We start from the raw sequence: 23,010 nt of genomic DNA on the forward strand, positions 1-23,010 counted from the left end.
CTCCCCGATAGTCCCGCCTCAGGCGATAACCGTTTCGCCCTTTTCCGCCACGACGCTGTTTTCGATGTAGCCGAGCTTTTCGATCTCGACTTTCACCACGTCGCCAGCCTTCAGGAAGACAGGCGGCTTCATCGCGATGCCGACGCCGCCCGACGTGCCACTGAAGATCACGTCGCCCGGTTCGAGCGTGAAGGCCTGCGTGAGATGCGCCACCTGATCGAAGCAATTGAAGATCAGGTGCTTCGTGTTGGAGTTCTGGCGCAATTCGCCGTTGACCCAGCACTTGATGTCGAGCGCGTGTGGATTGCCGACCTCGTCGGGCGTGACGATCCAGGGCCCCATGGGTCCATGGGTGTCGAAGCTCTTGCCGATCTGCCATGTGTTGGTGCGGAGCTGCCAGTCGCGCACGCTGACATCGTTGCCGACGAAATAGCCGGCGATCACCTCATGCGCGCGCTCGACCGGTACATGACGGCAGCGCTTGCCGATGACGAAGCACATCTCGGCTTCGTAATCGAGCATGGTCGAGACGACCGGCAGATCGATCGCGCCATACGGATCCTGCGCGCAATTATGCTGCTTGTTGAACCAGACCTGGTTTTCAGGCAGCGGCATGCCGCTTTCCTCGACGTGGTCGCGATAGTTGAGGCCGATGGCGAGAATCTTGCCGGGCTTCAGCACCGGCGCGCGCAGCGTGACTTCGGAAAGCGGAATCGCCGACGCCGAGGCCGTCACGTCGCGCGCCGCCTTCATCGCAGCGTTGCCCGCCTCGAGAAACGCCGTCATTTCCTGCGGAAGAGCAGGCGCGGTGACGGAGAGATCGACGATGCCCTGATCGCGAACGAGGCCGATGCGTGTGCGGCCCTGATGCGTGAAGGTTGCGAGTTTCATATGCCTAGTCCTCTTGCGAAAGTGAATGTAGAGATCAGCTGCCCATGGTGGGTGGCGCATCGGGCCCCCATTGCGCGGCCATCAGTTCGGCGAGCCCCGCCTTGTTCGGCGGCGTCTCATTGTTGAAGAGATCGCCATCGGTCCAGTGCTCGACCGTGTGTCCCCAGGGGTCGCGCCAGTAATCGAAAATCTGGCTTCCGAGCAGGTGACGCCCGACGCCCCATTCATGGCGACGGCCTGCCTTCGCGAGATGATCGTGTCCGGCCATCAGGTCGTCGAAATTGGCGACCTCGAAAGCCGCATGGTTGAATCCCGGCTGGCCCGTGCCGACGAGAAACAGCGTGTGATGATCGACATGCATCTTGCCGCGATCGCAGCGCAGGAATGCGCCCAACGCCATGTCCGGCGCGAGTTCGATTTCATCCGATGTCACAAGGCCGAAACGGCTTTTGTACCAATCCTCGCTCTTGCGAAAATCGGTAACGTTGATCACGCAATGGCCTAGCCGCTTCACCTGCGAAGGCCCGCCAGAGATGCGCAGCGGTTCGCCCATGCGGCGCCGCGCTTCGCCTTCATTGAGCACTGGATGGCGCAAGACGGGAAGCTGTGCGGCGCGATTTTCACCCGCAACGACTTCGACGAGAAAGCCATCCGGATCACGCAGGCGCACGATTTTGCCGGCGCCCGGCGCTTCGTGATCTTCGACCGCCACGCCCTCCGCATCGGCGAGACGTTGAAGGTCATCGAGGCTTTCTGCTTGAAAGGCGAGGCCGTCGAAGCCCGCTTCGCCCTTCACCGTCACATGGACGAAGGGCCGCGTGTCACTTCCACGCATGTGAAGCATTTGTTCATTGCGGTCGGCGCAGACCATGCCGAACTCGCCGAGGAATGTTTCCATCTGATCGAGGTCTGGCGCACGAAAACGAACATAGGCAATGTCTGCAACGCGGATCATAGCCGTTCTCCCCTGTTTGAAAGCGTGAGATGCGAGGCATCGAAGGGACGCGCGAGAATGCGGACGATATCGGCCCGGCGGAGGCCGAGACCCTGCAGAAGCACTGTCGCGACTTCATGGGCGTAACCTTCGCCGCGCAAAATTTCGGGACCTGCTCCCTTGTCGAGCAGGTGGCGCATACCGGCCGTGCCGAGCGCGACGACGAGATGAAGCGCGACCTCGAGACTCGGCACTTGAATACGGCCAAGCTCCACGCCTTCGCGCAGATCGCCGAGCAAATGCTGGTTGCCCGATTTGGCGATATCGACACCGCCTTCATAGATCCGCGACAACAGTCGGGCTCGTACGGGATCCCGGACGACGAGATAGAGAAACAGCCTGACACCGCGCGATACGCGTTCCGCCGGATCAGCAATGCCTTCATTGAGCTCCGCGACACCTTCATTGAACTCACGGCGGATCGCGGAGGCGACAGCAACGGCAATATCCGCACGGTCGGTGAAGTAATTGTAGAAGGTGCCCTTGGCGACGCCCGCGAGATCGACAATTTCATCGATGGTCGTGGCATCCACGCCCTGTGCCGCAAAGAGCCGGGTCGCCGCTTCGACAAGCACGGCCCGCATGCGCTCGCGACGGCGCGAGCCATGTTCCACGGGCTTTTCCTCCGGCGTTCGTCTGGCAGCCATATCGCTCACTCCCTCGACTTGACTATTTAGTCAATAAATGACTGTTTAGTCAACCTTAACCCTCCGCCAACATTTCCTCCCGGGCGGCAACAGTCCGTTGCCCACGGGCAGGCTGGCGCGATATGCGTGAAAGACCCATATTCCAGGCAGCGGCCGACCATTCCATCGGCCCGACCACGGATTGAAGCCATGTCACGCACACCAGCGCTTTTCCTCTCTCACGGCTCGCCCATGATCGCCTTCGAGGACGTGCCGGCCCGGCAATTTTTCCTCGATCTTGCGCCGAAGCTGCGCGAGCCGAAGGCCTTTCTGGTTATTTCGGCTCATTACGAAGAGGATCGCCCAACTCTGACCACGGGCGCCGCGCCCGGTACAATCCATGATTTCTACGGCTTCCCGCAGGCGCTCTACCGGCTGACCTATCCTGCTCCCGGTGCGCCCGCGCTGGCCGCCCGCGTGGCCGACCTTCTCGCCGCGCAGGGCTTTGCGCCCGCCGGCGACCCGGAGCGCGGCTTCGACCATGGCGCATGGATGCCGCTGATCCTGATGAATCCGCATGCGGACATTCCGTTGGTGCAGCTCTCGCTCTCGCCGCATCAAAGCCCGGAATGGCACTACAAGCTTGGACAAGCGCTGCGCCCGTTGCGCGACGAGGGCGTGATGATCATCGGCTCGGGCTCGATCACGCATAATCTGCGCGATATTGCGCGCCCCGAACCCGATGCAGCGCCCGTCGAATGGGCCTCCGCCTTCACCGAATGGATCTACGAAAAGGTGGAAACCCACGCCATCGACGAGCTTCTGCACTATCGCGAGCTTGCGCCCAATGCCGTGCGTGCTCACCCGACAGATGAGCATTTCCTGCCCTTTTTCGTCGCGCTTGGCGCGAGCCTGCCGGATGAAGCCGCAACCCGGCTCCACCACAGCTTCACCTATGGGTCACTCGGGATGGACGCTTACGCCTTCGGCGATCTCGCCTGAGGTGCTTTGCGCCGGGCAAGGCTGTCGTCGGGCAGAATGCCGTTGAAGATCATTTCGATCTGGGCATCGATGAGCTTTTCTGGCGCCCAGAGAAAGCCGACATGGGTGATGAGCAGGGAAACGACCCCGTGCCCCGCGGCCCATATGGCTTCCGCCGTGATTTCGGCATCGCCCGGCCTGATAAGTCTGGCCTTCAGAAGCACCCTCACCTGCTCCTCGAGAAAACCGAAAGCAAGCTGGCCCGTGGTCGGCTCGGTGTTGTCGCCAGGCCCCACGCGCAGGCCGCCCTCGCGCCTGAAGCCCGGAATATCGGTCATGAAAACCAGCCGGTATTCCTCCGGTCGGGCAAGTCCGGCCTCGATATAGCCGCGCATCATGGTCCGGAGCCGGTCGAGCGGCTCCATATCCTCCGTGAGCCGCTCCTGCATCCGCTCGATCAACTGGGCAAAAAAGCCGTCCGCAATCGCGAAAAGGACCGCCTCCTTGTCCTCGAAGTGCTGATAGATCGCCGCCTGCGTAATACCGACATGGCGAGCAATATTCCGCATCGTGACCTGCGCAAGCCCGCCCTCGGCGAACAGCGCCCTCGCCGCATCGATGATCTGGAGGCGCCTTTCGGCAGGCGACAGGCGGCGTATGCGCCGCGGCAACACACTTTTCGCCGCTTTGCGGGCTGACGCTGCGTTTTTGGCGGGTTTCGCTGGCATGGGCCTAACTAACACCGTTCGGGAGGGCTTGACCAGCCGCCGCAGCAGACTAAATAAACACTGTTCAGTAGAAAAGAGGGGTTGGCTATGTCGTTTTCGCGAATAGCGCTCGGTGCGGTGACCGCGCTGAGCCTGGCTGCGGCGCTCGGCGCCTGCGGCAAGAAGGAAGACAAGACAACCACCCAGGTCGAAAGCGGCGTCCCGGTACTTCTCGCCACTGCGCGCACCGCCCCGGAAAGCCAGGACGTCGTCGCTTATGGCCAGCTGCGCTCCGACAAGGAAGCGGCGCTCTCCTTCAAGATCGGCGGCCTCATCAAGACGCTGAAGGCCGATACCGGCGACCGCGTAACCAAGGGGCAGCTCCTCGCGGAGCTCGACCAGCGCGAAATCAACGCCGAGGCCTCCCGCGCCGCCTATGCGGTCGAAAAGGCCAGACGCGATCTCGCCCGCATCGAGCCCCTGCTTGCCAAGGGCTTCGTCAGCCAGCAAAAGGTTCAGGACGCGAAGAGCGCCTATGACATGGCGGTAGCCGATCGCCAGCGCGTGGAGTTCGACCGCAGCCTCGCCAGCATCGTCGCTCCGGCAGACGGCATCGTGCTGACACGCCACGCGGACATCAACGAGATCATCGCCCCCGGCGCGCCCGTTCTCACCGTGAGCCAGGGTAGCGAGGGCTACATCCTCAAGGCGGGCCTCAGCGACCGCGACGTCGCCCGCCTCGCCATTGGCGACCATGCAGAGGTGACGCTCGACGCATTCCCGCAAAAGCCGGTCTCCGGCACGATCCGGCGGCTCTCGGCAATGAGCGACGCTCACACCGGCACATTCGAAGTCGAGATCGCGCTAGAAGGCGTGCCCTCGGGTGCCGAAAGTGGCTTCATGGGCGAAGCCCGGATCGCGCCTGCGCCCAAGGCCGGAAGCGACAAGACCGAGCAGCATCTGGCCATCCCCGCCTCCGCCATCCTCGAAGGCCACGGCTCGACGGCGACCATTTATGTCTTTGACCCCGCCAAATCGACGGTGCGGCTCGCCCGCGTTTCCGTGGGCACCATCTCCGGCGAGGAAGTCGTCATCACTGACGGACTCTCCGCGGGCGCTCAGGTCGTCAGCGCCGGCGCGCCCTATCTGCGCGATGGCGTGAAGGTGAAGGTCGTGACCGATCTCGCCGCCGAACAACCGGTGGCGAGGCCCCGCACATGATCCTCGGCAAGATCAGCGGCTTCTTCGTCCGCAACTGGCAATTTACGCTCGTCCTGTTCGGTCTTCTGGCCATGATGGGCGTCAACACCTTCAACAGCATTCCCCGTGCGGAAGACCCGGACTTCCCGATCCCCTATGCGGTCGTGACCGTGGTGATGCCGGGCGCCGACCCGGCCGATATGGAAAAGCTGATCGTGCGGCCCATCGAGGATGCGGTGAACGGGCTCGACGATCTCGAAAACATCGTCAGCCGCGCCGAGGACGGCGTGGCCAGCATCAGCGTACAGTTCAACTGGTCGACGCCCGATCCCGACAAGCGTTATGACGATGTCGTGCGCGAGATCAACGCGCTGCGCAGCAGCCTGCCTTCGGGCATTCAGGTGCTTCAGGTCGACAAGTTCCGGTCATCGCTGACCAACATGGTGCAGGTGGCCCTGGTCAGCGAGACGGCGCCTGCGCGCGAACTCGAAGACGTGGCCAAGGATCTGCGCGACGAGATCGACCGCGCGCCCGGCGTGCGCGAAACGAAAATCTGGGGCTTACCCGCTTCGGAAGTCCGCGTCGCGGTGAATTTCGGCAGGCTCGCCAGCCTGAAGATTCCCGTAACGGCGATCGCGAACGCCATCGGCGCGGAAAGCAGCGACATTCCGGGTGGCCCGGTCAATGCAGGCGCGCGGCGCTTCAATATCAAGACGACGGGCGGCTACAAGAGCCTCGACCAGATCCGCGATACCGTGATCGGCGCCTATGATGGGCGCATCGTGAAGATCGGCGACGTGGCCGATGTCTCATGGGCGCAGGAAGAGGCTGGCCACCTTGCCTGGTACAATGGCAGGCGGGCTGTCTTCATCACCGCGAACCAGAAGGAAAACCAGAACGTCTTCGAGGTGCGCAACGGCATTTACAAAGTGCTCGATCGCTTCGAGCCGCGCCTGCCCAAGGACATCGAACTCAAACGCGCCTTCGACCAGTCCGTCTCGGTGCATGATCGCCTGAGCCATCTCTATCGCGACTTCGCCATCGCGGTCGGCCTCGTCCTCATCACGCTGTTGCCGCTAGGCCTCCGCGCCGCCGTGGTCGTCATGGTGTCGATCCCGCTCTCGCTGGCGATCGGCCTCTCAATGATGGAGTTTGGCGGCTACTCGCTCAACCAGCTCTCGATCGCAGGCTTCGTTCTCGCGCTCGGCCTCCTCGTCGACGACTCCATCGTGGTGGTGGAAAACATCGAGCGCCATTTGCGGCAGGGCAAGAAGCGCCTCGAAGCCGCCGTCGCGGCGACATCGCAAATCTCGGTCGCCGTGGTTGGTTGCACGGCTGCGCTGCTCTTCGCCTTCCTGCCGCTTCTTTCGTTGCCGGAAGGCGCGGGCAAATTCACGCGCTCGCTGCCCGTCGCCGTCACCGTGACAATCATCGCCTCGCTCTTCGTCTCGCTGACGATCATTCCGTTTCTGTCGAGCCGCCTTCTGAGCGACAAGGCGCATCCGGAAGGAAACATCTTCTTGCGCGCGGTGATGGGTGGCATCCACCGCTTCTATCGTCCACTGCTCCATCGGGCGCTCGCTAATCCGAAAACGTCCGTGATCGGTGCGCTGGCCATCTGTTTCGCGAGTCTTTCGCTCGTTCCGGTTATCGGCTTCAGCCTCTTCCCCGCCGCCGACAGCCGCCAGTTCCTCGTTCAGATCGAGACGCCGCAGGGAACCGGGCAGGAGGAAACGAAGCGCGCGCTTCTCTATGTCGAAAGCGTGTTGAAAGGGCGTCCCGAGATTCTTTGGACCATGTCCAACCTCGGCCACGCCAATCCGCAGATCTACTACAATGTGCGATCGATGGAGACGCGCGCCGACATGGCGGAAGTCTTTGCGGAAATTCGCGAGTTCAACGAGGTGAAAACGCCGCGCATGTTCGATGATCTGCGTGCCGAATTCGCCCGCTATCCCGGCGCCCAGATCATCCTGCGCGTCTTCCAGAACGGGCCGCCCATTGAAGCGCCGGTTGCGGTGCGCATCGTCGGCCCGAACCTCAAGGTGCTCAAGGAGATCGCCGCCGGGGTTTCGCGGATCATTGAGGAGACACCCGGTACGCGCGACGTATTCAATCCGATGCAGCTCGACCGGACCGACCTCAATCTCGGCATCAATAGCGAGAAGGCGGCAATGATGAATGTGCCGACCGGACAGATCGACCGCACGGTGCGGCTCGCCATCGTCGGCGAGACTGCGGGCTGGTATCGCGAGACGAACGGTGAGCAGTACAAGATCACGGTGCGCCTACCGCTCGACAAACATCATGCGCTGGACGCCCTGAGCAAGGTCTATGTGCCGACCGCCGACGGCAATTCCCTGCCGCTTGGCCTGCTCACCTCGCCGCATCTCGATTCCGGTCCTAGCCGCATCGACCGCTACAATCGCGAGCGTCTGGTAACCATTACCGCCTATACGCAGACTGGATACAATACCGCCAAGGTCACGGCCGATATTTTCGAACGGCTGAAATCGGTGCCGATTCCGCCCGGCTACGACTTCCGCAAAGGCGGCGAGGCGGAGGCGGCGACCAAGAGCTTCAGCGGACTCCTCACCGCTATCCTGATCGCGATCTGTGGCATTCTCGCCGTGCTCATCCTCGAGTTCCACTCCTTCCGCGCGACACTGGTCGTGGCAGGTGTCATCCCGCTTGGTATTTTCGGCGGCATCATGTCCCTGCTCGCCTCCGGCTATTCGCTCTCTTTCACCGCAGTGATCGGCTTCATCGCCCTCATCGGTATTGAGATCAAGAACTCGATCCTGCTGGTCGACTTCACCAACCAGCTGCGGAAGGCGGGAACGCCGCTCGCCGAGGCAATCGAGCAGGCGGGCGAAATCCGCTTCCTGCCGGTGCTGCTGACCTCCGCGACGGCGGTCGGCGGGCTTCTGCCGCTCGCGCTTCAGGGCTCCGGCCTTTATTCGCCGCTTGCCTGGGTCATCATCGGTGGCCTGCTCTCCTCGACTTTCCTCTCCCGTCTGGTGACGCCCGCCATGTATCTGCTGCTGGCGCCCACCAATCTCGGCGACGAAAGCGAAGTGGCGATGGACGGTGTGACTGAACAGGCGTGAAATTTCCGCCGATGGGACTGATGAAAGAAAGGGCTGCCTTGAAGGCGGCCCTTTTGCTTCTGTGCGCCCCTGCCCCTCGGAGGCTCCTGACATCATGCTGTCAGGACGAGCGCGCTAGGCTCGGGGGAACTTCCGGTACGACCGAAGAGGAGAGAACCCCATGGACATGAATGTGAATATTCAGGAGAGCACGAAGACCATCGCCGAAGATTTCGTCACCCTTTACAAGGCAGGCAAGGCGGATGAAGCGGGCGAACGATACTGGGCCGATGACGTACTGAGCATCGAGCCTTCCGGCAGCATGCCTCCTGCGCGGGGCAAGGAAGCGCTGCACAAGAAGGGCGAGTGGTGGGAGGGCGCGCATGACGTCCACCGGATGGACATCGATGGCCCCTATGTGAACGGCAATCAGTTCATCGTCCGCTTCACGGTCGACCTGACGGTGAAGGAAACGGGCGCTCGCATGAAGATGGACGAGACCGGCCTTTACACGCTGAAGGACGGAAAGATCGCCGAGGAGCGGTTCTTCTATTCTCACAACTGATCCCGCAAAAAGCTTCCGGCAAAGAAAAAGGGCGGCTCCCTCGCGGAAGCCGCCCTTCTCTTTTGCTTGGCTGGAGATCAGTGCGCGTGACGAATCGCGCGCGCTTCCTCTTCCGTGAGCGGCTTGCGCTTCAGCGGCCAGATATATTCGAGCGCCGCGACCAGCGCCGGCAGGAGCGTCACCGCACCGATCATGTTGACGATGAACATGAAGGTGAGGAGCAGGCCCATGTCGGCCTGGAACTTCAGAGCGGAGAAGCTCCAGGTCGAGACGCCGATGGCGAGCGTGCCGCCGGTGAACATCGTCGCCGAACCCACGTCATTCAGCGCCTGGAGATAGGCGTGGTATGGCGAGACGCCCATACGCATGTAACGCTGGATACGGTTGTACTCGTAGATGCCGTAATCGACGCCGATACCGACGGCGATCGCGAGCACCGGAAGGGTCGAGATCTTGAGACCGATGCCGGCCGCCATCAGGAACCAGTTACCGATGATCGTCGACAGGATCAGCGGCAGCACGCAGCAGAGCGCACCGCGCCATTCGCGGTAGACGAAGATCACGAGGATCATGACCACCGCATAGACGTAGAGGAGCATCGGAAGTTCGGCATGCTCGACCACGGTGTTCGTCGCCGAAGTGATGGTGACGTTGCCGGTGCCGATGCGGAGCTTCAGATCGTCGCGCTGGTGCTTGGGATCATTGATCCAGGCCTCAGCGGCACCGACAACACGCTTCACCGTTTCGGCCTTGGTATCGGCGATGTAGATCTGGACGCCCAGTGTCTTGCATTCCGTGTCGACGAGCATGGTCGAGCTCGAAACGCTCGACGTCGCCTGGGCGAGAGCCGTCGGATCGCGCGGGAGCGCAGCCCATTTCGGGTTACCCTCCTGCCACATGCTGTTGATGTTCTTGGCGACAATCGGAAGGCTCACCACCGTCTGCACGCCGTCGACATTACGCATGTCCCAGCTGAAGGTGTCGAGGAAGTGCATCTTGCTGTAGTCGACGCAAGCCACATCCTTCGACTCGACGATCACGTTCATCACGTTGACGCCGAGCTTGAAGTGCTCCGCGATGTACTCGCTATCGAGGTTGTAGCGCGCGTTCGGCCAAAGCTCGCCGGCGCCCGCATGGACGTCGCCGATCTGACGATCACGGCCTTCGTAGAAGCCGACAGCGCCGAGAATCACGCAGAAGCCAATGAAGACGAAGGCCTGGGTCGGCTTCGCGATGGACGCGAGGAACGGCCAGAACCTGGCACGGCTTGCCATCGCGCTGCGCACCTTTTCGCCGTACTCCTGGCCGGGTGCGACATAGGAGACGATGAGCGGCAGCATGATGAGGTTCGAGACGATCTTGAACATCACACCAATGGAGGCCGTGACCGCGAGTTCGCGGATCATGCCGATTGGAATGATGTAGAGCGTCGCAAAGCCCGCGAGACAGGTCGCGAGAGCGACCGAGCCCGGACGCAGCAGGAAGGTGAACGTCGCGCGCGCGGCCGCGTTCTTGTCGAGGCCGGCGGCGATTTCAGCACCCACCATGTTGATCTGCTGCACGCCGTGGCTGACGCCGATGGCGAAGACGAGGAACGGCACGAGCACGGCCAGCGGGTCGAGGCCGTAGCCCATGAGGTGCAGCGTACCGAATTGCCAGATGAGCGAGCAGAGCGAGCAACTCACCGTCACGATCGTCAGGATCCACGACCGGCAATAGAGCCACAGCATGAGGCAGGTAAGAATGAAGGCGACTGCGAAGAAAATGACAACCGACGAGGCTCCGGCGGCGATGTCACCGATGAGCTTGGCGAAGCCGACGATCTTCACGTCGGTATCGGCATTCACATATTTATCGCGGATATTCTTTTCGAGAAGGTTCGCTACCTTGAAGTAGTCGAGCTTCTTCTGCGTCTCGGGATCGACCTCGAGCAGTTCGGCCGCGATCATGGCCGAGCGGAAATCGGTGGAGACGAGACGGCCGACAAGATTGGCGCGCAGCGTGTTCTGCATCACCGTCTTGATGCCTTCCGGCGTCGGCTGGAAGTTCGCCGGAATAACGTCGCCAGCTTCAAGGCCCTGCTCGGTCACGGCGACGTAGCGCGTGTTCGGCGTCCAGAGCGAGGTCACGCGGTGACGCGCGATACCGGGGATATAGAAGACGTCCTGCGTCGCATCGTTCAGCGTCTTCAGAAACTCGGGCTGGAAGATGTCGCCCTTCTTGTTCTCAAGCACAACGATGATGCGATTGCCGCCGCCAAACCCGTCCGCATACTGGAAGTAGGTCTGAATGAAGGAATTCCCGACCGGGAGCATCTTCAGGAAGCCGGCATCCATACGAAGCTGCACGGCGAAGAAAAGCATAGTTATCGTGATGGCGGCCAGGATCGCGAGGATCACGGCACGCAAGCCGAACACGATATTTTCGATACGCTGCAAGGTAACCTCCCCTAGGGACGTGCAGCCTCCACGCGACGGACTGCATCGGGATTCTCTGAATTTTGGAGCTTTTGCTCTTCTTAAACTTATTGATCTTTTACCGAAGGCCTTTTCGGCCGCCCCCTCTATACCCGTCCAGAGCGGGAGGCCACAAGGTTATCCTTCGAATTGAGATAGATGGTTATAAAATGCCATTAGTTGGCGGCGCACGGGCGGACAGCCCAGCCTGGCCTACCGAAACGGCACCCTTCCTCACCCGGGGCTGGACCGCGCTCAAAACGGTTCCCCCCTGGTCAGGGGACATCGACGCCAGAGCCGAGGGTGCCTCGAACTTCGGTGCCAGAATCCGCTGACGGGGCCCGCGATTGGTCACTTTGGCATAGGCAGCCAGCCGGGCGGGTGTTTCAAACGCCAAACGGCTGTTCAGGAAGCGTTGGCCTTTGACGGCCTCGGCTGCCACGGGCGCGGCATGACCGAACGAGGCGAGACAAAGCGCGAAAACCAGCAAAATGAGCGTTGCAAGCCAGCTGGAACGCGCAGACGCGCCGGGCGCCTGCGCGATTGCGGCGCTGCTATTGACGCTTGTTTGCGAGAACCCCACTCGACGCCCCTCACGAATACTCGCCGCGACCGGATTGATACGGCAGGCGATTATGACCAAGCCGCGTGACTTTGCCACAATTCATTGTGCTTAACGGGGACTCGAATGTCCCCGCGCGGCATGTGGCAATGCGGCAACAGCTCGCCACACTCACCAGGTATCAATGAAAGAGCGGCGCTTGCCTTCGGTGGGCGCGAGCTTCGGCAGCGAAGCGAGGCCCCGGGCGATCCAGCGCCGGGTCTCGAAGGGATCGATCACCTCGTCGATCTCGAGGAAGGAAGCCATGTTGACCGCCTTTCCGTGCTCGTAGGAGCGAGCGACCATCTTGTCGAAGAACTCCTTCTGCTCGACCGGATCCTTGATCGCCTCCATTTCCTTGCGATAGCCGAGCCTGACCGCGCCTTCGAGACCCATGCCGCCAAATTCGCCGGTCGGCCAGGAGACGATAAAGAAGGGCGCGTGGAAGCTGCCGCCGGCCATGGCCTGCGCACCGAGCCCGTAGCCCTTGCGCAGCACGATGGTAAAGATGGGGACGTTGAGGCTGCCCGCCGTCACGAACATGCGGCTGACGCGGCGGACCAGCGCCGTCTTTTCGGCCTCCGGCCCGACCATGAAGCCCGGCGTATCGCAGAGTGAGAGGATCGGCAGGCCGAAGGCATCGCAAAGCTGCATGAAGCGCGCGGCCTTATCGGCGCCATCGGCATCTATGGCGCCTGCAAGATGCGTCGGGTTGTTGGCGATGAGGCCCATGGGACGGCCCTCGATGCGGACCAGCGCCGTCACCATGCCATGAGCAAAATCGCGGCGAAGTTCCAGCACCGAGCCTGTGTCGCAAAGTGCATCGATCACGGCCCGGATGTCGTAGATGCGCAGGCGGTTCTCAGGGATCAGGTGCCGCAGCTTGCGCTGGTCGGCGCAATCCCATTGCGCGACCGGCCCCTGGAAATAGGAGAGATATTTCTTCGCGGCAGCCACCGCCTCGGCCTCATCCTCGACCAGAACGTCGATGACGCCGTTCGGCGCCTGCACCTCGACCGGCCCCACCTCATCAGGCAGGAAGACGCCGAGCCCGCCACCCTCGATCATCGCCGGTCCACCCATGCCGATGGCGGAGTTCTTCGTTGCGATGATGACATCGGAGGTACCGAGGATCGCCGCATTGCCCGCAAAACAGCGGCCCGAATTGATGCCGACGCGCGGAACGAGGCCGGAGAGCTGCGCATAGGCGAGGAAGCTCGGCGTATCAAGGCCCGCGACGCCCATAGAATCCGTGTCGCCGGGCCGACCGCCACCGCCTTCGGTGAAGAAGACGATGGGAAGCCGCCACTGCTCGGCGATCTTGAACATGCGGTCCTTCTTCTTGTGGTTCATCGCGCCCTGCGTGCCCGCGAAGACCGTGTAGTCATATGAGAGGACCATGGTGCGCGCCTTGTCCTCGTCGAACATTGCGCCGTTGACCGCGCCGATGCCCGCGATCATGCCGTCCGCCGGGCTCATCTTGATGAGTTCGTCCATAGGACGACGACGGCGCTGCGCCGCAAGCGCCAGCGAGCCATATTCGATGAAGCTTCCCTCGTCGCAGAGATCGGCAATGTTCTCGCGCGCCGTGCGCTGGTTCGTCTTGCGGCGCCGCGCCACCGCATCGGGGCGTCCTTCGTCGAGGCCGATGAAATGCCGCTCGCGGACAGACGTAAGATCGGGGCGGATGTAGTCGAGATCGACTTCCTTCTCCTCGCTCACCGTCGCTGCGCCGACATCGCCCGGCTCGATGAAGACGATGGGCTGACCGTCGAAAAGCACTTCGCCCGCCGCCGCCGCGACGAGGCGCACGATGCCGCTTCCCGCCGCATGGACGAGATGCTCCATCTTCATTGCCTCGAGCACAGCGATCTGCTGCCCCGCATGGACCTTGTCGCCTTCCTTTACGTCGATGCTGACGACCTTGCCCTGCATCGGCGCGCCGACGGGTTCGCTGCCCTCGGGCCCCTTGATCGCCGTCGCCGCGGCAACGCCCTGCGTTGCGCCTCCCGCAAAATAGCGCTCTCGCGCCACAACCGACTTCACTAGCTCCGCCACATGCTCCTCGACGAAGCGCGTGGTCACGTCATTGGTGGCAAAGGCCGGATGCGCGACGAGCGCGCGAAGGAAGGAAATATTGGTCGAGACGCCTTCGAGGCGAAACTCACTGAGGGCGCGGGCCGCACGGCGCACCGCATCGCGATAATCGACCGAGGGCACATGAACGATGAGTTTTGCCAGCAGCGAGTCAAAATTGGGGCTGGTGCGATAACCCGCATAGCCAAACGTATCGACGCGGATGCCGGGGCCGGATGGCGGCTCGAACACGGAGATGATGCCGCCCGCAGGCTTGGCGTTGCCACTCTCGTCCATCGTTTCCATGTTGATGCGAAGCTGGATCGCGTGGCCGCGCGGATAAGGCACCTCTCCTTGCGTGAGGCCAAGTTCCCTCAGCGTCTTGCCCGAGGCGATCTTCAGCTGCGTCTGCACGAGGTCGACGCCCGTCACTTCTTCGGTCACTGTGTGCTCGACCTGCAGCCTCGGATTGGCTTCGATGAAGGCGAACGTCTTCATGTCAGCGGCATCGACAAGGAATTCGAAGGTGCCGAGATTGTCATATGCCGCCGCCCGCGCGAGCATCACAGCCGCCGCGCAAAGCTCGTCGCGCAACTCCTCGCTCAAGGAAGGGCTCGGCGCGATCTCGACAATCTTCTGGTTGCGGCGTTGGATCGAGCATTCGCGCTCGAAGAGATGGGCGACGCCGCCCGCGCTATCGGCCACGATCTGCACTTCGACATGCCGCGCCTTCTCGATCAGCTTCTCGACATAGACATCGCCATTGCCGAAGGCAGCCTTCGCTTCCGACTGGCAGCGCTTATAGGCCTCGTCGATCTCCGCTTCGCCCCTCACGGGCCGCATGCCGCGCCCGCCACCGCCAGCGATAGCCTTGATCATCATTGGCCCATGCGCCTTGAAGAAGGCGCGCGCGTCATCGAGGCTCGTCGCCCCCTGCGTTCCTGCGAGCAACGGCACGCCCGAGGCAAGCGCCAGAGCCTTCGCCTTGATCTTGTCGCCGAAGAGTTCGAGCGCTTCCGGGTTCGGCCCTACGAAAATAATGCCCGCCTCGGCGCAGGCCCGCGCGAAATCGGCATTCTCGGAGAGGAACCCATAGCCCGGATGGATGGCGTCGCATTTCGCAGCCTTGGCCGCCGCGACGATACCCGCAATGTCGAGATAGGCGGCAGCGCCCTCCCCTTTCAGCGCAACGGCCTCGTCCGCCGCCTTCACATGCAGCGATAGCGCATCGTCGGCAGAATGGACCGCTGTGGTCCTGAGCCCAAGCTCGGCGGCAGCGCGCGCGATACGGATGGCGATTTCGCCTCTATTGGCGATCAGGAGATGGGTGATAGTCATAGGGCTCCCTGGGGATTTCTTGTATGGCGAGTTTCTGTTGGGCACAGGTTACCGCAGCAAAGCCCGCGCACCAGCCCCCGAAGGGCGGATAGGACGAAGATTGACGAAGAACACACCTAAAGTTGCAATCATCGGCGGCGGCCCTGCGGGCCTGATGGCCGCTGAAGCGCTGCTGCCCGCGAGCATTGAGGTTCACCTCTTCGACGCCATGCCCTCGCTCGGGCGCAAATTCCTGATGGCCGGGAAAAGCGGCCTCAACCTCACCCATTCCGAAGCGCTCGAACCCTTCCTCACCCGTTTCGGCCCCGCCTCGCCGCTGCTAGCCCCCGCGATCCGCGCCCTCGATCCGCAGGCGTTGCGCGATTGGGCATCGTCGCTCGGCGTCGAAACCTTCATCGGCTCGTCGGGCCGCGTCTTTCCGAAAGACTTCAAGGCGGCGCCGTTGCTGCGCGCCTGGCTGAAGCGCCTGCGGGGCGAGGGCCTCGTCACCCATGTGCGCCATCGCTGGCTGGGCTGGACAAAAGGCGGCGCCCTGCTCTTCGACACGCCATCGGGACATATCGAAGTCGAGGCGGATGCGACGGTGCTTGCTCTTGGCGGCGCGAGCTGGCCCGATCTCGGGTCCGATGCGCGCTGGACCTCGTGGCTTGAGGCGCGGGGCATCGGCGTCGCGCCGTTCCGGCCGGCGAATTGCGGTTTCGACGTCGCGTGGAGCGAACACATGCGAACGCGCTTTGCGGGCGCGCCGGTGAAATCCGTCGTCCTGTCTTTCGAGGGCGAGAGCCATCGCGGCGAATTCGTAATCGCCAAGAGCGGAATTGAAGGAAGCGGCATCTACGCGTTGTCCTCCGCTCTCCGGGACGCGCTGGCAATGAAAGGGGGCGCATCATTGACGCTCGACCTCGCGCCCGACCGCAGCCTCGAACGCCTGACCGCCGACCTCTTGCGCCCACGCAAAGGCCAGAGCATGGCGAACTTCCTTCGCAAGACCGTCGCCATTGAAGGCGTGAAAGCGGCCCTGCTGCGCGAATGCCTTCCCGCTGACGCCTTCTCCGATCCCGCGATACTCGCGCAAGGCATCAAGGCGCTACCTCTGAAGCTCGAAGCCGCACGACCCATCGCCGAGGCGATCTCAAGCGCGGGCGGCATCCTCCTCTCCGAGCTTGACGAGCATTTCATGCTGAGGAAATTTCCCGGCATTTTCTGCGCTGGCGAAATGCTCGACTGGGAAGCACCGACCGGCGGCTATCTTCTCACCGCCTGCTTCGCCACGGGCCGTGCCGCAGGGCTCGGGGCGCGGGCCTGGTTTGAGCAGCAGGACTGATCCGCTATCATCCCCCCGCATAAATGGGGGGGGAACCAATGCTCAACGCGGCTCTGACACTCGGCGACGGGCTCGATACGCTCAGATGGGCGCTTGCAGGTATCTCGCTGCTCACGTCGCTTGCCTATCTCGCGGTGGAGAGCCAGCCCGCCTCAACGCTGCGCACGACATTCAAGACCGCCGCCATTGGCGCCTTCGTACCGCTGCCGCTGCTCGATCTTGGCGGCAACATGGCGAATCTCACTCTCGTCGCGCTCGCTGCCGCCTTCCTGCTGTCGAGTTTCGGCGACTATTTCCTTGCCCTTGAAGACGACGACAAGAATTTTCCGCGCGGGCTCGGCTCCTTCCTCCTCGCCCATATCTTCTATCTGATCGTGCTTGTGCCACACGCAATCACGCCGCGAGGCCCCTATCTCGCAGGCATCACGCTGCTAGCTCTGCTTTCCGTTGGAACCCTCGCATGGCTCTGGCCGGTGCTCGGCAAGTTGCGCGTACCAGTCTTGCTCTACATGGCGGTGATTTCCGCCATGGCGATTGCGGCCTTTTCGGTGCCGCTGCCCTGGCTCGGTATCGGGGCGTTACTCTTCGTATTTTCCGATGCGGTGATCGCGATCAGCAAGTTCCGCTATCCCGTCCCCTTCCGGGGCCCGATCGTCTGGATCACCTACTACGCGGGACAGGCGCTCATCGCGCTCAGCCTGCTTGCAGCCCTGCGCTGAATGAAACCGGCGGGTGACATCTCGTCACCCGCCGTCGGATCAGAGCCTGTTACTCGGCATAGGCATATTTGCCGTTCTTCCAGACATAGAAGACATAGCCCGGCGCATCCATGTCGCCCTTGGCGTCGAAGCCGATCTTGCCGAGTACCGTGTCAAACTTGTTCGACTTGAGCGCTGCTTCGACCTTTGCCGCATCGGTCGAGCCCACCTTCTCCGCAGCCTGCGCCCAGGCCTGAACCGCGGCATAGGTGTAGAGCGTATAGGCTTCGGGTTCGTACTTGTCGGCCCGGAAGGCCGCGACGAGTTCGGCATTCTTCGGATCGAGGCGCGGATCTGGACCGAAGGTCATCAGCGTGCCTTCGCCCGCCGCGCCCGTGATCGACCAATACTCATCCGTTACCAGCGCATCACCACTGACGAGAATGGTCTTCAGCCCCTGCTCGCGCATCTGGCGCGTAATGAGGCCGCCCTCGGTCTTGTAGCCACCGAAATAAAGCACGTCGGCCTGCGCCTGCTTCAGCTTGGAGACGAGCGGACTGTAATCCTTCTCGCCGGCCGAGATCGACTCGCGCAAAACCTCTGTAACACCCTTGGCGTTCAGCGATTTCTTGAACTGGTCGGCAAGACCCTTGCCATAGGTCGACTTGTCGTCGACGACGGCGATCTTCTTGCCCGCAAAATGCGCCGCCACATAAGCCGCCGCCGTCGGTCCCTGCGCATCGTCGCGCCCGCAAACCCGGAACACATTGGGAAGGCCGCGCTCGGTGAACTCGGGATTGGTAGAGGCGGGAGAAATCTGGACGATGCCAGATTCATTGTAGACGTCGGATGCCGGGATCGACGAGCCAGAGCAATAATGCCCTGCGACGAAAACCACACCCTTGGACGCCATGTCGTTGGCGACGCTGACCGCCTGCTTCGGATCGCAGGCATCGTCGCCGATCACCAGATTGAGCTTCTTGCCGAGCACACCGCCCCTGGCGTTGATGTCTGCAACGGCACGCTGCGCGCCGTGGACGAACTGTTCGCCGAAAACGGCCTCGCTGCCGCTGACCGGACCGGCGACGCCGATCGTGATGCCGGACTCTTTCTTGGAGCAGGCAAAGAGCCCTAGCGACAGAATGGCTGCAAGCGCCACAATGTATCGTGTCATGTCAAATCCCCCGTTGCTGACCGCAAGGATACCGGCCCGCGACCGAAATAACAGTGTCTATTGCGCAAGTTCTATTTCCCGGAAGACCGATCCCGCCAGCCGAGAAGCCCCGCGCGCTCATAGGCCCAGGGATATTGCCGGACCATCTGGCGCGCCCTCACGACCTGAAACGCGAATCCCGCGACGCAGAGCAGCACAGCGAAGTCGGCCATATAACCCGTCAGCGAAAGCAGCTCGCCCTGAAAGAGCGCGAAGACGAGAAAGCGGTCCGCGATGGCGAGCAGCAGCGAATAGGGCAGCATCTGCCAGCCGGGCCGCCAGTTGAGCGCCAGCGCCCTGCCCATCATCAGGGCGCAGCCGCCGATCAGCACGAGTGTGATTCCCAGCGACACCAAAGGCGTCGTGCCGAAAACGAGGACGAAGTTTTCGATCGTCATGGCGCGACCTCGGTCTTGGGCCGCGCGCCTTCGAGATAGGCGGCGCGGACGGCCGGATTGTCGAGAAGCTCCGCGCCGGTGCCGCTCAATTCGATGCGGCCATTGACCATGATATGAGCCCGATGCGCGAGCTTCAGCGCCTGAAAGGCGTTCTGCTCGACCAGCAGAATGGTCATGCCCTGCTCGCGATTGATCGCACGGATATTTTCAAACAGCTGCTTCGTGACAAGCGGCGCAAGGCCGAGCGATGGCTCGTCGAGAAGGAGAAGCTTCGGCCTGCTCATCAGAGCCCGCGCGATGGCGAGCATCTGTTGCTCGCCGCCCGACAACGTGCCGCCGCGCTGCGGCATGCGCTCCTTCAACCGCGGGAAGAGCGTCAGCACATGTTCCAGGTCGCCGCTGAAATATTTTGGGTCCGCGATCATCGCGCCCATCTGCAGATTTTCCAGCACGCTCATGCGCGGAAAAATGCGCCGCCCCTCCGGCGAATGCGCGATGCCGAGCGCCGCGATCTCATGCGTCTTGAGGCCGGCGATGTCGTGCCCTTCGAAAAGAATCTGGCCAGAGCTCGCCTGCGGACGCCCGCAGATCGTCATCAGCAAGGTCGTCTTGCCCGCACCGTTCGCGCCAATGAGCGACACGATCTCGCCCTTCGGCACGGACAGGTCGATGCCGTGCAACGCCTCGATGCGCCCATAGCCGGAATGAAGTCCTCCGATCTCAAGCATCAGCTACGTACCCCCTGGAGGACGGCGACCGCAGCTTCGTCGTCCTCCACGCCGAGATAGGCGCGGATAACTTCGGGATCGCTGCGAACCTCGTCGGGTGTGCCTTGCGAGATCTTGCGGCCCTGTTCGAGCACAATGATACGATCGGAAATTTGCATCACGACACTCATGTCGTGCTCGATCAGAAGAATGCTGATGCCGTGTTCCTGCCGGATCGAAAGCAGAAGCTCATTGAGGGCGAGACTTTCGCGCGGATTAAGGCCTGCCGCCGGCTCGTCGAGGCAGAGAAGTGACGGACCGGCGCACATAGCTCGGGCGATTTCGAGGCGCCGTTGCGCACCGTAAGGAAGGCTGCCGGCGGGTAGATCGGCCTGCGCCAGAAGATCGGTCTTGTCGAGCCAGTAACGCGCGCGCTCAATCGCCTGCTTCTCCGCGTCGAGATAGCGACGCAGATGCAGGAATCCCGCCACGGAGTAGAGCGAGGCGCGCATCAGCGGCACATGCTGCGCAACCATCAGGTTTTCGATGGCGCTCATGCCGGGGAAGAGGCGGATGTTCTGGAATGTGCGTACGACACCTGCCTGCGCGATACGGAATCCGTCCATGCGTTCGAGCAGGAAGGCTTCACCCGTATCGCGCCGGAAGGTCATGCGCCCGACATTCGGTTTGTAGAAACCCGTAATGCAATTGAAGACGGTCGTCTTGCCCGCACCGTTCGGCCCGATCAGCGCCGTGATGTCGCCGGGCGCGGCCTCGAAGGACAGATCGTCGACGGCGACGAGGCCGCCGAAGCGGATGGTCAGATGTTCAACGGCAAGGACCGGAGCGGCCATCATGCACCTGCCTCCTTCACAGGACGCGGCCTCACCTCGCCAAGCCGCAGCGTCGGCTCGCGATGCGAGAGAAGTCCCTGCGGACGCCACAGCATGATGAGCACCATGGCAGCGCCAAAGGCGAGCATACGGAACTGTTCGAGATCACGGAACCATTCCGGCAGGCCGACGAGGAGGAACGCCGCAAGCACGATGCCGATCTGGCTTCCCATCCCGCCCAGAACGACGATGGCGAGAATGATCGCCGACTCGATGAAGGTGAAGCTTTCGGGGCTGATGAAACCCTGCCGCGTGGCAAAGAAAGAACCCGCAAATCCGGCAAAGGTCGCGCCGATGGCGAAGGCAGAGAGCTTCACCATAGTCGGATTGAGGCCGAGACTGCGGCAGGCGATCTCATCTTCGCGCAAGGCCTCCCAGGCGCGTCCGATGGGGAGCCGCCTGATGCGCAGCGTGAAGAGATTGGTCGCGAGCGCCAGGGCTAGGATCAGATAGTAGAGAAAGATGATGCGATGGTTAGGCGAGAATGCGAGGCCGAAGAACTGCGCGAAGGTCGTGGCGCCATCGGGCGATGACGGAACCATCGGCAATCCAAAGAATGACGGGCGCTCGATGCCGGAAATGCCATTGGGTCCGCCCGTCACTGCGCCCCAGTTGATGAGCACCTCGCGCACGATTTCGCCAAAGCCGAGTGTCACGATAGCGAGATAGTCGCCGCGAAGCCTGAGAACCGGAAAGCCGAGCGCGACGCCGAAGGAAGCGGCGAAGAGCCCCGCAAGCGGAAGGCAGATCCAGAAGGACAGTCCGAAATGCTGCGATAGCAGCGCATAGGAATAGGCACCAACTGCATAGAAGGCGACATAGCCGAGATCGAGAAGGCCTGCGAGGCCAACCACGATGTTGAGGCCCCATCCAAGCATTACATAGATGAGAATAAGCGTCGCCTTGTCGATGATGTTGCGATCGGCAAAGGGAAGCCAAGGCAGCAGAAGCGCGCCCGCGATGAGCGCGATGCCCGCGAGATAACGCGAACGACCCGGTACGACGACCTTGGGTTTTGCAACCCTCCGCGGACGCGCCGCATAAGAGAGCCTTGCAAGGGAGAAGAGAAACCGCCCGGCAAAAACGATGCCCGCCGCATAGACGACCCAGATGAGCCGTGTATCGAGAGAGAGGCCTTGAGCGGAATCGACGAGACGGAAACCAAGCAGCGGAAAGGCAAGAAGCGCGGCGACGATGGCGGCTGCACCCGCATCGCGCAGCAGCGCGACAATGGAAGTTTTCGATACGGCGCCTTCCATTGCGTCAGACCTTCTCGATCTCGGGGCGGCCGAGCAATCCCGTAGGCCGGAAGATCAGCACCAGTATGAGAATGGCGAAGGCGGCGACGTTCTTGTACTCGATGCTGAAATAGCCCGACCAGAAGGCTTCGATGAGGCCGATGAGCATGCCGCCGAGCATGGCGCCGGGAAGCGAGCCGATGCCGCCCAGCACCGCCGCTGTAAAGGCCTTAATGCCGACGATGAAGCCGATATAGAAGTCGATGACGCCGTAATAGAGCGTGACCATCAGCCCCGCCACGGCAGCGAGCGCCGCGCCGATGATGAAGGTGATCGAGATCGTACGATCCACATCGACGCCGATCAGCGCGGCCATCGTCTTGTCCTGTTCGGCAGCGCGCTGCGCCCGGCCGAGCCCGGTGAACCTGATCATGTAGGAGAAGCCAGCCATCAGCGCCACGGTGAGAAGAATGATGCCGATCTGCAGATAGCTGATCGTGACATGGAAATTTCCAGTCGAGGAAAGCTCCAAGGAACCATTGATCATGGGCGGTAGGGGCTTCACCCGCGCGCCCTGCGCAAGCTGCACGAAATTCTGCAAGACAATCGAAACGCCGATAGCCGAGATCAGCGGCGCGAGACGCTGCGAGCCGCGAAGCGGGCGATAGGCGACACGCTCCACCGTCCAGCCATAAACGGCAGTGAAGCCGACTGCGAAAAGGAGGACAAGAAGGCAGGCCAGCGGCACCCAGGTGATGCCCAGCGCCCCAAGCAGCAGGAAGCCAACGAGAGAGACGAAGGCGCCGATCATGTAGATGTCGCCATGAGCGAAATTGATCATGCCGACGATGCCGTAGACCATCGTATAGCCGATAGCGATCAGCCCATAGGTCGCGCCAAGCGTGATCCCGTTGATCAGCTGTTGTAGAAAATAGGCCATCGACCCCCACTGTTCGCGGCTCGCGCCCCCCGGCGCAAACGCTGGAACACTGCCATCCAATGGCGTCTCGAACAA

18 protein-coding genes are annotated in these 23,010 nt (G+C 62.2%); 6 read left to right on the top strand and 12 right to left on the bottom strand.

Annotated features, from left to right (window positions below):
- Positions 1-18 precede the first annotated feature (18 nt).
- From F2P47_RS02080 to F2P47_RS02090, 3 genes are read right to left on the bottom strand one after another with little or no spacing between them, the layout of a single operon-like run.
- Positions 19-891, bottom strand: a complete 873-nt coding sequence (locus F2P47_RS02080; RefSeq protein ID WP_152214509.1) for a fumarylacetoacetate hydrolase family protein — start codon at positions 889-891, stop codon at positions 19-21.
- 34 nt (positions 892-925) lie between these two features.
- On the bottom strand, positions 926-1,846 hold the full coding sequence (locus F2P47_RS02085) for a VOC family protein (protein WP_152214510.1): 921 nt from the start codon (positions 1,844-1,846) through the stop codon (positions 926-928).
- Entirely contained in the window at positions 1,843-2,532 is a 690-nt protein-coding gene (locus tag F2P47_RS02090; protein ID WP_152214511.1) for a TetR/AcrR family transcriptional regulator, read from the bottom strand. Before F2P47_RS02090 ends, F2P47_RS02085 begins: the two co-directional genes overlap by 4 nt.
- 189 nt (positions 2,533-2,721) lie before the next feature.
- Between F2P47_RS02090 and F2P47_RS02095 the strand changes: the two genes are divergently transcribed.
- Positions 2,722-3,513, top strand: a complete 792-nt coding sequence (locus F2P47_RS02095; RefSeq protein WP_152214512.1) for a DODA-type extradiol aromatic ring-opening family dioxygenase — start codon at positions 2,722-2,724, stop codon at positions 3,511-3,513.
- Here F2P47_RS02095 and F2P47_RS02100 read toward each other — a convergent pair.
- Positions 3,489-4,163 (bottom strand): TetR/AcrR family transcriptional regulator, encoded by a 675-nt coding sequence (locus F2P47_RS02100; protein ID WP_185680897.1) that lies wholly within the window; start codon positions 4,161-4,163, stop codon positions 3,489-3,491. The two genes, F2P47_RS02095 and F2P47_RS02100, sit on opposite strands and share 25 nt — an antisense overlap.
- A 144-nt stretch (positions 4,164-4,307) precedes the next feature.
- On the opposite strand from F2P47_RS02100, the gene F2P47_RS02105 reads away from it, so the two are divergent.
- The 3 genes from F2P47_RS02105 (at position 4,308) to F2P47_RS02115 (ending at position 9,053) form a co-directional block, all read left to right on the top strand.
- Positions 4,308-5,420, top strand: coding sequence for an efflux RND transporter periplasmic adaptor subunit (locus F2P47_RS02105; protein ID WP_152214514.1), 1,113 nt, complete (start codon positions 4,308-4,310; stop codon positions 5,418-5,420).
- A complete protein-coding gene (locus F2P47_RS02110; protein ID WP_152214515.1) occupies positions 5,417-8,509 on the top strand; it encodes an efflux RND transporter permease subunit in 3,093 nt (1,030 codons plus the stop codon). Before F2P47_RS02105 ends, F2P47_RS02110 begins: the two co-directional genes overlap by 4 nt.
- Positions 8,510-8,669: 160 nt before the next feature.
- A complete protein-coding gene (locus F2P47_RS02115; RefSeq protein ID WP_246176700.1) occupies positions 8,670-9,053 on the top strand; it encodes a nuclear transport factor 2 family protein in 384 nt (127 codons plus the stop codon).
- 77 nt (positions 9,054-9,130) lie between these two features.
- Here F2P47_RS02115 and F2P47_RS02120 read toward each other — a convergent pair whose 3' ends face one another.
- The gene (locus F2P47_RS02120) at positions 9,131-11,491 is read right to left on the bottom strand and encodes an efflux RND transporter permease subunit (protein ID WP_152214516.1); all 2,361 of its coding nucleotides are present in this window, start codon (positions 11,489-11,491) and stop codon (positions 9,131-9,133) included.
- Between the two features lie 751 nt (positions 11,492-12,242).
- Complete coding sequence (locus F2P47_RS02125) at positions 12,243-15,524, bottom strand: carboxyl transferase domain-containing protein (RefSeq protein WP_152214517.1); 3,282 nt, start codon at positions 15,522-15,524, stop codon at positions 12,243-12,245.
- Positions 15,525-15,624: 100 nt separating this feature from the next.
- On the opposite strand from F2P47_RS02125, the gene F2P47_RS02130 reads away from it, so the two are divergent.
- Both F2P47_RS02130 and F2P47_RS02135 read left to right on the top strand, forming a co-directional pair.
- Positions 15,625-16,848, top strand: coding sequence for a TIGR03862 family flavoprotein (locus F2P47_RS02130; protein ID WP_281349268.1), 1,224 nt, complete (start codon positions 15,625-15,627; stop codon positions 16,846-16,848).
- A 38-nt stretch (positions 16,849-16,886) separates the two neighbouring features.
- Positions 16,887-17,567: a lysoplasmalogenase gene (locus tag F2P47_RS02135; protein ID WP_185680898.1), complete on the top strand. Its 681-nt coding sequence runs from the start codon at positions 16,887-16,889 to the stop codon at positions 17,565-17,567.
- A 49-nt stretch (positions 17,568-17,616) separates the two neighbouring features.
- Here the strand turns inward: F2P47_RS02135 and F2P47_RS02140 are convergent, their stop codons facing one another.
- From F2P47_RS02140 to F2P47_RS02165, 6 genes are all read right to left on the bottom strand, one after another.
- Positions 17,617-18,720 carry a branched-chain amino acid ABC transporter substrate-binding protein gene (locus F2P47_RS02140; RefSeq protein ID WP_152214520.1) on the bottom strand — a complete coding sequence of 368 codons (1,104 nt, stop codon included), beginning with the start codon at positions 18,718-18,720 and terminating at the stop codon, positions 17,617-17,619.
- Between the two features lie 71 nt (positions 18,721-18,791).
- Positions 18,792-19,157 carry a DUF6867 family protein gene (locus F2P47_RS02145; protein WP_152214521.1) on the bottom strand — a complete coding sequence of 122 codons (366 nt, stop codon included), beginning with the start codon at positions 19,155-19,157 and terminating at the stop codon, positions 18,792-18,794.
- Positions 19,154-19,885 (bottom strand): ABC transporter ATP-binding protein, encoded by a 732-nt coding sequence (locus F2P47_RS02150; RefSeq protein WP_152214522.1) that lies wholly within the window; start codon positions 19,883-19,885, stop codon positions 19,154-19,156. Before F2P47_RS02150 ends, F2P47_RS02145 begins: the two co-directional genes overlap by 4 nt.
- Positions 19,885-20,721 (bottom strand): ABC transporter ATP-binding protein, encoded by an 837-nt coding sequence (locus F2P47_RS02155; protein WP_422561011.1) that lies wholly within the window; start codon positions 20,719-20,721, stop codon positions 19,885-19,887. Before F2P47_RS02155 ends, F2P47_RS02150 begins: the two co-directional genes overlap by 1 nt.
- Positions 20,718-22,016: a high-affinity branched-chain amino acid ABC transporter permease LivM gene (gene livM, locus F2P47_RS02160; RefSeq protein ID WP_152214523.1), complete on the bottom strand. Its 1,299-nt coding sequence runs from the start codon at positions 22,014-22,016 to the stop codon at positions 20,718-20,720. The genes F2P47_RS02155 and livM overlap by 4 nt, the downstream gene beginning before the upstream one ends.
- 4 nt (positions 22,017-22,020) lie before the next feature.
- Positions 22,021-22,935 carry an ABC transporter permease subunit gene (locus F2P47_RS02165; RefSeq protein WP_152214524.1) on the bottom strand — a complete coding sequence of 305 codons (915 nt, stop codon included), beginning with the start codon at positions 22,933-22,935 and terminating at the stop codon, positions 22,021-22,023.
- Positions 22,936-23,010 lie beyond the last annotated feature (75 nt).

Origin of the sequence: Parvibaculum sedimenti (genome assembly GCF_009184905.1) — a bacterium.
In the GTDB taxonomy this organism is placed as follows: Bacteria; Pseudomonadota; Alphaproteobacteria; order Parvibaculales; family Parvibaculaceae; genus Parvibaculum; species Parvibaculum sedimenti.

What these genes read in the sequence shown, in the direction of transcription:
- F2P47_RS02080 (WP_152214509.1), bottom strand. Translation starts at nt 891, where the DNA reads ATGAAACTCGCAACCTTCACGCATCAGGGCCGCACACGCATCGGCCTC.
- F2P47_RS02085 (WP_152214510.1), bottom strand. Translation starts at nt 1,846, where the DNA reads ATGATCCGCGTTGCAGACATTGCCTATGTTCGTTTTCGTGCGCCAGAC.
- F2P47_RS02090 (WP_152214511.1), bottom strand. Translation starts at nt 2,532, where the DNA reads ATGGCTGCCAGACGAACGCCGGAGGAAAAGCCCGTGGAACATGGCTCG.
- F2P47_RS02095 (WP_152214512.1), top strand. Translation starts at nt 2,722, where the DNA reads ATGTCACGCACACCAGCGCTTTTCCTCTCTCACGGCTCGCCCATGATC.
- F2P47_RS02105 (WP_152214514.1), top strand. Translation starts at nt 4,308, where the DNA reads ATGTCGTTTTCGCGAATAGCGCTCGGTGCGGTGACCGCGCTGAGCCTG.
- F2P47_RS02110 (WP_152214515.1), top strand. Translation starts at nt 5,417, where the DNA reads ATGATCCTCGGCAAGATCAGCGGCTTCTTCGTCCGCAACTGGCAATTT.
- F2P47_RS02115 (WP_246176700.1), top strand. Translation starts at nt 8,670, where the DNA reads ATGGACATGAATGTGAATATTCAGGAGAGCACGAAGACCATCGCCGAA.
- F2P47_RS02125 (WP_152214517.1), bottom strand. Translation starts at nt 15,524, where the DNA reads ATGACTATCACCCATCTCCTGATCGCCAATAGAGGCGAAATCGCCATC.
- F2P47_RS02135 (WP_185680898.1), top strand. Translation starts at nt 16,887, where the DNA reads ATGCTCAACGCGGCTCTGACACTCGGCGACGGGCTCGATACGCTCAGA.
- F2P47_RS02140 (WP_152214520.1), bottom strand. Translation starts at nt 18,720, where the DNA reads ATGACACGATACATTGTGGCGCTTGCAGCCATTCTGTCGCTAGGGCTC.
- F2P47_RS02145 (WP_152214521.1), bottom strand. Translation starts at nt 19,157, where the DNA reads ATGACGATCGAAAACTTCGTCCTCGTTTTCGGCACGACGCCTTTGGTG.
- F2P47_RS02150 (WP_152214522.1), bottom strand. Translation starts at nt 19,885, where the DNA reads ATGCTTGAGATCGGAGGACTTCATTCCGGCTATGGGCGCATCGAGGCG.
- F2P47_RS02155 (WP_422561011.1), bottom strand. Translation starts at nt 20,721, where the DNA reads ATGATGGCCGCTCCGGTCCTTGCCGTTGAACATCTGACCATCCGCTTC.
- livM (WP_152214523.1), bottom strand. Translation starts at nt 22,016, where the DNA reads ATGGAAGGCGCCGTATCGAAAACTTCCATTGTCGCGCTGCTGCGCGAT.
- F2P47_RS02165 (WP_152214524.1), bottom strand. Translation starts at nt 22,935, where the DNA reads ATGGCCTATTTTCTACAACAGCTGATCAACGGGATCACGCTTGGCGCG.